This window comes from Ramlibacter sp. (assembly GCF_028292805.1).
Taxonomy (GTDB): domain Bacteria; phylum Pseudomonadota; class Gammaproteobacteria; order Burkholderiales; family Burkholderiaceae_C; genus Ramlibacter.
The window spans coordinates 1-4891 of sequence record NZ_JAQGLS010000043.1; the positions used below are offsets into that span (position 1 = coordinate 1).

The 4891-nt window shown below is 68.0% G+C and carries 5 protein-coding genes; 1 reads left to right on the plus strand and 4 read right to left on the minus strand.

What is annotated here, in order from left to right:
• Positions 1-173: 173 nt before the first annotated feature.
• Positions 174-1184: a bifunctional riboflavin kinase/FAD synthetase gene (locus JWP65_RS02115; RefSeq protein WP_299759887.1), complete on the minus strand. Its 1011-nt coding sequence runs from the start codon at positions 1182-1184 to the stop codon at positions 174-176.
• A gap of 177 nt (positions 1185-1361) precedes the next feature.
• Between JWP65_RS02115 and JWP65_RS02120 the strand changes: the two genes are divergently transcribed.
• Complete coding sequence (locus tag JWP65_RS02120) at positions 1362-1919, plus strand: HNH endonuclease (protein WP_299759888.1); 558 nt, start codon at positions 1362-1364, stop codon at positions 1917-1919.
• Between the two features lie 53 nt (positions 1920-1972).
• Here JWP65_RS02120 and JWP65_RS02125 read toward each other — a convergent pair whose 3' ends face one another.
• From JWP65_RS02125 to JWP65_RS02135, 3 genes are read right to left on the minus strand one after another with little or no spacing between them, the layout of a single operon-like run.
• On the minus strand, positions 1973-2545 hold the full coding sequence (locus JWP65_RS02125) for a hypothetical protein (protein WP_299759890.1): 573 nt from the start codon (positions 2543-2545) through the stop codon (positions 1973-1975).
• Positions 2546-2574: 29 nt separating this feature from the next.
• Positions 2575-3690 (minus strand): acyl-CoA dehydrogenase family protein, encoded by a 1116-nt coding sequence (locus JWP65_RS02130; RefSeq protein WP_299759892.1) that lies wholly within the window; start codon positions 3688-3690, stop codon positions 2575-2577.
• A 12-nt stretch (positions 3691-3702) separates the two neighbouring features.
• Complete coding sequence (locus JWP65_RS02135; RefSeq protein ID WP_299759894.1) at positions 3703-4881, minus strand: acyl-CoA dehydrogenase family protein; 1179 nt, start codon at positions 4879-4881, stop codon at positions 3703-3705.
• Positions 4882-4891 lie beyond the last annotated feature (10 nt).

Consider the following 4891-nt stretch of genomic DNA (forward strand, 5'->3'; position numbering starts at 1 on the left):
GGGCAGGTCGCCGCGCATCGGGAAGGACGTGTCGGGCAGGTTCAGGGTGGCGCGGTAATCGGTCTTGTCGGTCATGGGGGCCTTTGCGAACTTGTCACGCCGGGCTGTCCCGGCATCCACCTGGAACACCAGCGTGGCATGGATTGCGGGGCCAGCCCGCAATGACAAGGCCGTTAAATTCGGTCGCGCGCGGTCTGGCGACGGGTCTCGGCGTGGGTGGAAGCGAAGAAGGCGCGCGCGGCGTCGCAGTCGCGCGCAATACCCGCCTGCAGGGCATCCAGGCCTTCGTAGCGCAGCTCGTCGTGCAGTTTGTGCAACAGTTCCACCCGGATGATTTTACCGTAGCCCCCTTCGGCGCCGAGGCGGGCGGGCCATTGCAGGCAATGGGTCTCCAGCAGGACCCGTCCGCCGTTGATGTCCTTCGGGTCCAGCGAAGGCCGCACGCCCAGGTTGGCCACGCCCTGCAGCGGCTGCTCGCCCAGGCCGTGCACCAGCACCGCGAAGATGCCTTGGGCGGCCGGCTTCCAGTGGGCAAAGCGCAGGTTCAGGGTTCGAAAGCCCAGGTCCCGCCCCAGCTTGCGGCCATGGACCACATGGCCGCTGATGCTGTAGGGCCGCCCGAGCAGGGCCGCCGTTCCGGCCATGTCGCCGCGCGCCAAGGCCTCGCGCACCGCCGAACTCGACACCCGCAGGCCATGCACCTCGTAGCTGTTCATGCGGGCCACGTCGAAACCCAGGCGGCTGCCGGCCGAATCGAGCATCGTGTAGTCGCCGGCCCGCTTCGCGCCGAAGCGGAAGTCGTCTCCCACCAGCGCGTAGCGGGCGCCCAGCCCGCACACCAGCACCTCTTCGATGAACGTCTCGGGCGGCAGACTGGCCAGGCGGGCGTCGAACTTGAGGATCACGCACTGGTCGACGCCGCAGCCGGCCAGCTCGGTCAGCTTGTCGCGCAGCGTGACGATGCGCGCCGGCGCCAGTTCGGGCTTGCGGTGGACGCCGGCGAAGAAGTCGCGCGGGTGCGGCTCGAAGGTGAGCACGCAGCTGGGCACGCCGCGGTGGCGCGCCTCGCTGTTGAGCAACGCCAGCATCGCCTGGTGGCCCCGGTGCACGCCGTCGAAGTTGCCGATCGTCACGGCGCTGGGCCGCGCGATTTCCGGATGGTGGAAGCCCCGAAGGATCTGCATCGTGAACTCGGTATCTTTTTGATAGCGGACGGCGCTTGTGGCACAGGGTCGACACGCGCATTGCCTGCCATGAGCGGCTGGCCGAAACAGGGTATATTGTGCTTTAGGTTCCAGGCGTCGCCGCAAGGCGTTGTCAGCCTCGCAAGGGCGCCGTTCCGTGATGGATGGAGGCGTGTTTTGAAGGTCTTGAAGCTGTCGGCCCAGGGGCTGCCCCAGTCCTGGATCTCGCTTGAGCAGGCCGTGCTGCACTATGCCGCCGACCAGGTGCGCTGGGAGGCAGGCGCCGAGGTGGCCGTCTTTCGCGGCGGCCACAACGCGGCCACCGGCCACCAGTCGATCATCACGGTCAACAGCATCATCGGCACCAAGGGCGTGCCGAACATCAACCCGTTCGACCTGAAGCCCGGCCTGACCAACGGCAAGCTGTTCGCGCGCGATCGCAACGTCTGCGCCTATTGCGGTGGCCTGTTCGAGGAAGAAGAGCTCACCCGCGAGCACATCATCCCGTTCGCCCAGAACGGCCTGGACCACTGGATGAACGTGGTGACCTCGTGCCGCGCCTGCAACCACCGCAAGGGCAGCCGCATGCCGGAACAGGCCGGCATGACGCTGCTGTACGCGCCCTATATTCCCAGCCTTTGGGAAGACTTCATCCTGCGCAACCGCCGCATCCTGGCGGACCAGATGGAGTTCCTGATGGCGCATCTGCCGAAGAACTCGCGGCTGCATTGCTGACGGCCGATCTGTAGGGTGCGCAGCTTGGCTGCGCACCAGGACCGCAGCCAAGCTCACTGGACTACCTTCTCACCTTGACGGCGCAGGACACGCGCCCGGGTCAGCGTGACGATGGCCGGGGCGTCCTGGTCGGCCGCGGCGACGCGCTCCGGCCGCAGGTTGACGATGTTGCTGCTGGAGCGCGGGAGCGGGCTGCGGTAGATGTGCGTCGTGGCGGAGCCCGGCGCCGACGGCACGAACTCGTAAGACACGGCTCGCTGCGCCATGGACGACCCCCAGCGGCCCTCGCGATCAGCTGGCTGTGGGCGGCGGTGCCGCGGCGCTCGCCGCTGGTCGGGCGCGCCGATCCAGGCGCCGTGCGGCTGGGCGTACTTGTCGTTGTTGTCGCAGCGCAGGGTCAGCCACTTGACCGGCCCGGCGACCTCGTCGCCATTGGCGTTCTTGGGCGCGTCGAGCGCCTGCATGAACGGTCCGTTGCCGGCGAACGCGCTGCCCGGGTTGCACCCCGCGAGGTTCCGGATGCCGTGGTTGGGCACGCCGCCCGGGATGGCGTGGCTGACGGCGCGCTCGCCGCCGCCGTTCTGGATGTGGTTGCGGATCGCCTGGCCGCCGCGCGAGTTGCCCACCAGCGCCACCTGGCGCGCGCCCGTCGCGGTCAGGCGAACACGCCCGCCGTGTCCTGCATCCGCGCCGACACTTCACCCAGATGGTGCAGCGTGTCGCCGTAGGTCATCTCCATCTGCGTCAGCTTCTTGAAGTAGTGGCTGCCCACGTATTCGTCGGTCACGCCGATGCCGCCGTGCAGCTGCACCGAGTTCTGGCCGACGAAGCGCATGGCCATGCCCAGCTGGTACTTGGCACGGGCCATGGCGCGGCGCCGCTCGTCGGCCGGGGTATTGAGCTTGAGCGATGCGTAATAGCTCATGGAGCGCGCCAGTTCCAGCTGCATCTTCATGTCGGCCATGCGGTGCCGCAGCGCCTGGAAGGTGGAGAGCGCCACGCCGAACTGCTTGCGGGTGTTCATGTACTCGGCGGTCAGCTGCATGGTCTTGTCCATGGCGCCTACCCCTTCGGCGCACAGCGCGGCGATGCCGATGTCCACCGCGTGTTCCAGCGCCGGCAGGCCGTCGGCCGCCACCAGCGTCGCCGGGGCGTCGCGGAAGGCGACTTCCGCCGCGCGGCCCCCATCCTGCGTGCCGTAGCCGCGTGCCTGCACGCCCACCGACTGGCGCTCCACCAGGAACAAGGCGATCTTGCCGCCGGCGCGCGCCGGCACCAGCCAGGCGTCGGCCTGGTCGCCGACCGGAACGATGCTCTTGTCGCCGCTGAGCTTCCAGCCGCCGCCGGCCTGCGTGGCTTCGGCTTCGCAGACGTCCAGCCGGTAGCGCGCCTTGCGTTCCTGGTGGGCGAGCACGACCAGCGCCTCGCCGCCCGCGATCCTGGGCAGCCACTCGGCGCGCAGAGCGTCGCTGGCGTAGCCACCGAGCACGCCGCTGGCCACCAGCGTCTGGCCCAGCGGCTCCAGCACGATGCCGCGGCCCAGTTCTTCCATCACCACCATCGCCTCGACCGGGCCCATGGCCATGCCGCCGTGCTCCTCGGCGGCGTACAGGCCGGCCAGGCCCAGTTGGGCCAGCTCGCCATAGGCCGCGCGGTCGAAGCCGCCGGCCCGGGCGATGCCCTGGCGGCGCTCGAAGGTGTAGCTGCGGTCCACCCACTTGCGCACGGCGTCGCGCAGGGCTTCCTGGTCGTCGGAGAAATTGAAGTCCATGTCGTGCTCCCTTCAGCCCAGAACGGTTTGCGAAACGATGTTCCGCTGGACTTCGTTCGAGCCACCGTAGATGGTGGTTTTGCGCATGTTGAAGTAGTTGGCAGCCAGCGGCGCCAGGTGGGCGGCGCCGACGTACTCGCCTTGGTAGCCCGCGTCCATCGCCTCGCGAATGAACGGCAGGCTGTAGGCGCCGCCGGCCAGCATCATCAGCTCGGTGTAGCGCTGCTGGATCTCGCTGCCTTTGATCTTGAGCAGGCCGGCGATGTCCAGCGGGTTCTTGCCCGACTTCTCGGCCGACAGCACGCGCAACACCATCATCTCCAGTGCCACCACGTCCACTTCGAGCCTGGCGATCTCGTCGCGAAAGCGCGGGTCCTCGTACACGCCTTCGCTGCGGGCGATGCGTTTGAGGCGCTCGAGCTCGCGCTTGGCGCGGTTGACGTCGGCAATGTTGGTCCGCTCGTGCGACAGCAGGTGCTTGGCGTAGGTCCAGCCCTTGTTCTCCTCGCCGATCAGGTTTGCCGCCGGCACTTCGACGTTGTCGAAGAACACCTCGTTGACCTCCGGCTCGCCGTCGAGCATGACGATGGGTCGCACGGTCACGCCGGGCGACTTCATGTCGATCAGCAGGAACGAGATGCCGGTCTGCGGCTTGCCCTCGGTGCTGGTGCGCACCAGGCAGAAGATCCACACACCGAACTGCGCCAGCGTGGTCCAGGTCTTCTGGCCTTTGACGATGTACTTGTCGCCCTTGCGCTCGGCGCGCGTCTTCACCGAGTCCAGGTCGGAGCCGGAACCCGGCTCGCTGTAGCCCTGGCTCCACCACACCTCGCCGCTGGCGATGCCCGGAAGGAAGCGTTGCTGCTGCTCCGGCGAGCCGAAGGCCATGATCACCGGCGCCACCATCACCGGGCCGAAGGGCACGATGCGCGGCGCGCCGGCCAGCGCCAGTTCCTCTTCGAACAGGTGCTTCTGAATGGCGTTCCAGCCGGGGCCGCCGAATTGCTTGGGCCAGCCATAGCCGAGCCAGCCCTTCTTGCCCAGGATGCGAGCCCAGCGCTGCAGGTCGTCGCGCGTCAGCCGCAGCGCCTTGTGGACTTTGTCCGAAATCTCCTTCGGCAGGTTCTCGCGCACCCAGCCGCGGATCTCTTCGCGGAACTTGTGTTCTTCAGGTGTAAAGGCCAAATCCATGGTGGTCTCC